Here is a 334-nt window from a genome sequence, read left to right as displayed (position 1 = left end):
CGACGCCTTTTTTGGACGTGTCGACTTCCCAGATCTCCATGAGATCGTTTTTCTCCATCGCTTCGGTAAGATCATCCGCAATGCCGTCATCATTCGTTACCAGAGAGGTAACCGAAATCTCGCATTCGCCCGCTCCTGGTACACGGATCGTTCCGTCCTTTGTTGCAACGGAATCGGCGTCTTTGGAAAGGCTGCGGCTGCCTTCTATCTGAAGCGCAATTACGGCTGCGCCCTCTTCTGTGCGTTTGGAATAACGACGCACCAGGTAGATGATTTTGTCGCCCTTAACGGGATCGGCAAAACGCTGAAGATTGAAATTCATTTCATTTCCTCC

1 protein-coding gene is annotated in these 334 nt (G+C 50.9%); it reads right to left on the bottom strand.

Annotation, left to right across the window (positions count from 1 at the left end; all coding sequences use genetic code 11):
* On the bottom strand, positions 1-322 hold a 322-nt coding region (locus Afil_RS11650; protein WP_230268557.1), incomplete at its 3' end, for a phage major tail protein, TP901-1 family.
* Between the last annotated feature and the right edge of the window lie 12 nt (positions 323-334).

Source organism: Allobaculum fili (assembly GCF_020969955.1).
GTDB lineage: Bacteria > Bacillota_I > Bacilli_A > Erysipelotrichales > Erysipelotrichaceae > Allobaculum > Allobaculum fili.
The sequence above is the reverse complement of the archived record's forward strand: the minus strand, read 5'-3'. Positions and strand labels throughout refer to the sequence as shown.